Here is a 3594-nt window from a genome sequence, read left to right as displayed (position 1 = left end):
GTCCTTTGTTTTCCGCAGCGTCAGGGAGGCGTCCCGCTCCGCCGTATCCCGCAGTGCTATGCCACGCGTCCCGCACCGGACGCCGGCAGCACCGGAAAGATCACCGGTGCGGTGAAGCCGGCTTCGGCGAAGGCGCGGGCGACGGCGTCGGTAACGGCAGCGGAATCCGCGGACCGCACCAGGGCGATCGCGGCCCCGCCGAAGCCGCCCCCGGTCATCCGGGCGCCGATGGCACCGGCAGAGACCGCGGTGTCGACGGCGGTGTCCAGTTCCGCGCACGAGATCTCGAAATCGTCCCGCATCGAGGCATGGCTCGTTGCCATGAGCTTTCCGAGTGCCGCGGGCCCCTTGCCGGAGAGGACGTCAACGGCATCCTGCACGCGCGCGTTCTCGGTCACGATGTGGCGCACGCGCCGGAAGGTTTCCTCGTCGAGAACACCGGCGGCCTCGGCGAGGTCGCCCACCGACAGGTCCCGCAGTGCCGCGACCCCCATGAGTTCGGCGCCCAGTTCGCAGGAACGGCGCCGCGCGGCATAGCCGCCCGTGGCGTGGGAGTGGCTCACCCTGGTGTCCATCACGAGGAGCTCCAGCCCTGCACCTTCGAGGTCAAGCGGGACCAGGCGGGATTCGCGGGAGCGGCAGTCGAGGAAGACGGCGTGCCCCGCCTCGCCCAGCAGCGATGCCGACTGGTCCATGATGCCCGTCGGAGCGCCCACCATCTCGTTCTCGGCGAGTTGCCCGATAGCGACCAGCTCCGTGAGGGACAGGTTCGATTCGGAGAGGTCATTGGCCGCCACGGCCACCGCGCATTCGATCGCCGCGGAGGAGGAGAGGCCTGCGCCTACCGGCACTGAGGAATCGACCAGGAGATCCAGTCCGGGCGTACTGTACCCGGCACGCTCCATCGCCCACAGGACGCCCAGGGGATAGGCGGCCCAGCCCTTCACGCTGCCTGGAGTGAGCGCATCCAGGTCGGACAGGACGACGTCGTCGGGCGTGAGGGTTGAACACACGCGCACCGAGCGGTCGGCCCGGGGGCGGGCTGCAACCATCGTGGAGTGGTTGATGGCGAAGGGGAGGACGAAGCCGTCGTTATAGTCGGTATGCTCGCCGATGAGGTTGACGCGGCCGGGCGCCGACCAGATACCTGACGGTTCCGCGCCGAAGCGCTCGGTGAATGCCGCGGCGAGTTGGAGCGGTGTGAGTGTCATGGGAAGTCCTAACGGGAAGATACCGGTACGGCGTTGCGCAGCCGATCCGCAACAAGTTCGGGTGTGGTGTCGTTGATGAAAGCGCCCATGGCGGCCTCGGAGCCTGCAAGGAACTTCAGTTTGTCCTCAGCACGTCGCGGCGAGGTGAGCTGCAGGTGCAGATAGCTCGCCGGGCGCAGCCGGGCGTCGAGGGGTGCCTGCTGCCAGGCGGCGATGTAGGGGGTGGGAGTCGAGTACAGGGCGTCCACGCGGCCCAGGAGGTCGAGGTACACAGTGGTCAGGTCATCCCTTTCAGCGGGGGTGAGGGCGGCGATGTCCGGCACCTGCCGGTGCGGGACAAGGTGCACCTCGAGGGGCCAGCGCGCGGCAAAGGGGACGAAGGCACTGAAGTGGTCTCCCTCGATCACCATGCGCTCGCCGGAGTCGCGCTCGGCCTGCAGTGCCGAGCCCAGGAGCGTCGAAGTGCCGCGCGAGGCATCGGAGAACGCCACGGCCTGTTCGCCCATCACGGCGGCCCGCGGGGGAATGAAGGGGTAGGCGTAGATCTGCCCGTGCGGGTGGAGGAGGGTGACGCCGATGTCCTGGCCCCGATTCTCGAAGCAGAAGACCTGCTTGATACCGTCCATCGCCGAGAGCGCCTCCGTGCGCTGGGCCCAGGCATCGATCACGGTACGGGCACGCTCGGGAGGCAGTGAGCCGAAGGAGCCTTCATGGGAGGAGTCGAAGGCCACCACCTCGCACCTGCCGAGCGCCGTCGCCGTGGTTCCCCAACCGGCACTTCGCGGCAGGGATCCGAGGTCAGGTCCGAAGGAGGAGAAGCGGTTCTCGAAGACCACCACCTCGTAGTCGGAGGCCGGAATCTCGGAGGCATTCGCCGCGGTCGTGGGGCACAGCGGGCACTGGTCGGCGGGTGGAAGGTGGGTACGCGTCTGGCGGTGCGCGGCGACGGCGATCCACTCGCCGGTCAGCGCGTCGTAGCGTGCGGTGCCCGCACTGCCCCGTGGGGGGAGCCCCCGCCTGTCGGTGGTGGAGGCGGTGTCGCGGTGCAGCGCTGCCGAAGCCTCCGACGCATCGAAGTAGATCAGCTCCCTCCCGTCCGAGAGCCGGGTGGAGGTCTGCTGGGTCTGGTGCGGCACGCCGGGTGGCTGGGTCACGGGGTAGCTTTCTTGATGGTCTGATCGCTGGGCTGGTCGCTGGGTTGGGTGGAGGCTACAGTGAGGTCGGCCAGCGCCGCATAGCGCGGATCGGCAGGAGGGCTGTCGGTGACGACGCCTGCGACGGCGTCGAGCCCCACGACCCGCGCGAGACTGATCACACCGAATTTGGTGGTGTCGGCCAGGATGAGCAAGGAGCCGCACTGCCCGGCGAAGGATTGGTTGGTGGAGGCTTCGGCGAGATTCGGTGTACTGATCCCCGCCGCCGCATCGACGCCGTGGGCCCCCATGAAGCACAGATCCGCATGGAGTGCCCGGATGGCCGTGATGGCGAGGGGCCCCACAAGGGCTTCCGACGGGGAACGCTCGCCGCCCGTGAGGAGGACCTGCTGCCGGGGTGCTGAACCTGCAGCGTCCGGCGGCGGCCGCAGGCGGTGCAGTTCTTCCGCGAGCGGAAGGGAGTTGGTGATCACCGTGAGGTCATCGACCAGCACAAGGTGCCGCGCGAGTTCGAAGGTGGTGGTGCCCCCGGTGACCGCAACTGTCATCCCGGGCAGCACGAGGGCGGCTGCTGCCGCGGCGATTGCGCGCTTCGCTGTCGCCTGCCGGCCGCTGTTGACGGAAAAACCCGCCTCGAGTGCGCTGAGGCGCCGCGTCGCTCCGCCATGAACGCGGTGCAGCGAACCCGCTGCAACCAGCACATCGATATCGCGCCGGACCGTCATCTCCGATACGCCGAAGCGGACGCTGAGATCGCTCACGCGCACGGCGGGCCGGGTCCGGAGTGCGCCGAGGATGGCGGCGTGGCGTTCAGCTGCCAGCACGCACAGCACCTTCTCCCATAGTCGAACTAATCCGCACAAAAAGAAACAATAACCTACCAGGCTTTCCCTGAACACCCCGGCACCGGGACCGGTAGCATCGGCACTATGAATGCCGCCGTTCCCGCGTCAGGGACCAACTACAAGCTCACCGCAGGGTCCGCCACAGCCGTCGTGGCGTCGCTCGCCGGCGCCCTGCGCTCCTATCACGTGAACGGGGTCCACCTCACGGAGAGCTGGGGCGAGTCCGCGATTCCCGCGGGCGGGGCGGGGATCCTCCTCGCACCCTGGGCCAACCGCGTGAACGGCGGTGTCTGGCGGCTGCACGGCGAGGAGCAGCGCCTCGACATCACCGAGCTCGCCACCGGCAATGCGATCCACGGGCTGCTTCGCAACACCGGATACCAG

The 3594-nt window shown here is 68.6% G+C and carries 3 protein-coding genes and 1 pseudogene; 1 reads left to right on the top strand and 3 read right to left on the bottom strand.

Translation table 11 applies throughout. From position 1 onward, the window contains the following. Positions 1 to 56 precede the first annotated feature (56 nt). From galK to Y704_RS20210, 3 genes are read right to left on the bottom strand one after another with little or no spacing between them, the layout of a single operon-like run. Positions 57 to 1211, bottom strand: a complete 1155-nt coding sequence (galK, locus tag Y704_RS0109460; protein ID WP_026549939.1) for a galactokinase — start codon at positions 1209 to 1211, stop codon at positions 57 to 59. An 8-nt stretch (positions 1212 to 1219) separates the two neighbouring features. Next, positions 1220 to 2365, bottom strand: a complete 1146-nt coding sequence (gene galT, locus Y704_RS0109455) for a galactose-1-phosphate uridylyltransferase (RefSeq protein ID WP_253904283.1) — start codon at positions 2363 to 2365, stop codon at positions 1220 to 1222. Continuing rightward, on the bottom strand, positions 2362 to 3189 hold the full coding sequence (locus Y704_RS20210) for a DeoR/GlpR family DNA-binding transcription regulator (protein ID WP_035772212.1): 828 nt from the start codon (positions 3187 to 3189) through the stop codon (positions 2362 to 2364). Before Y704_RS20210 ends, galT begins: the two co-directional genes overlap by 4 nt. Positions 3190 to 3294: 105 nt before the next feature. Between Y704_RS20210 and Y704_RS24475 the strand changes: the two are divergent. Then, positions 3295 to 3594, top strand: a pseudogene (locus Y704_RS24475) (aldose epimerase); the annotation flags it as partial.

This window comes from Arthrobacter sp. Br18 (assembly GCF_000520555.1).
In the GTDB taxonomy this organism is placed as follows: domain Bacteria; phylum Actinomycetota; class Actinomycetes; order Actinomycetales; family Micrococcaceae; genus Arthrobacter_D.
Note: the sequence above shows the minus strand (reverse complement) of the source record. Positions and strands in the feature narration are given on the sequence as shown.

Excerpts from the sequence above, each read along its gene's own strand:
- galK (WP_026549939.1), bottom strand. The coding sequence starts at position 1,211 with ATGACACTCACACCGCTCCAACTCGCCGCGGCATTCACCGAGCGCTTC.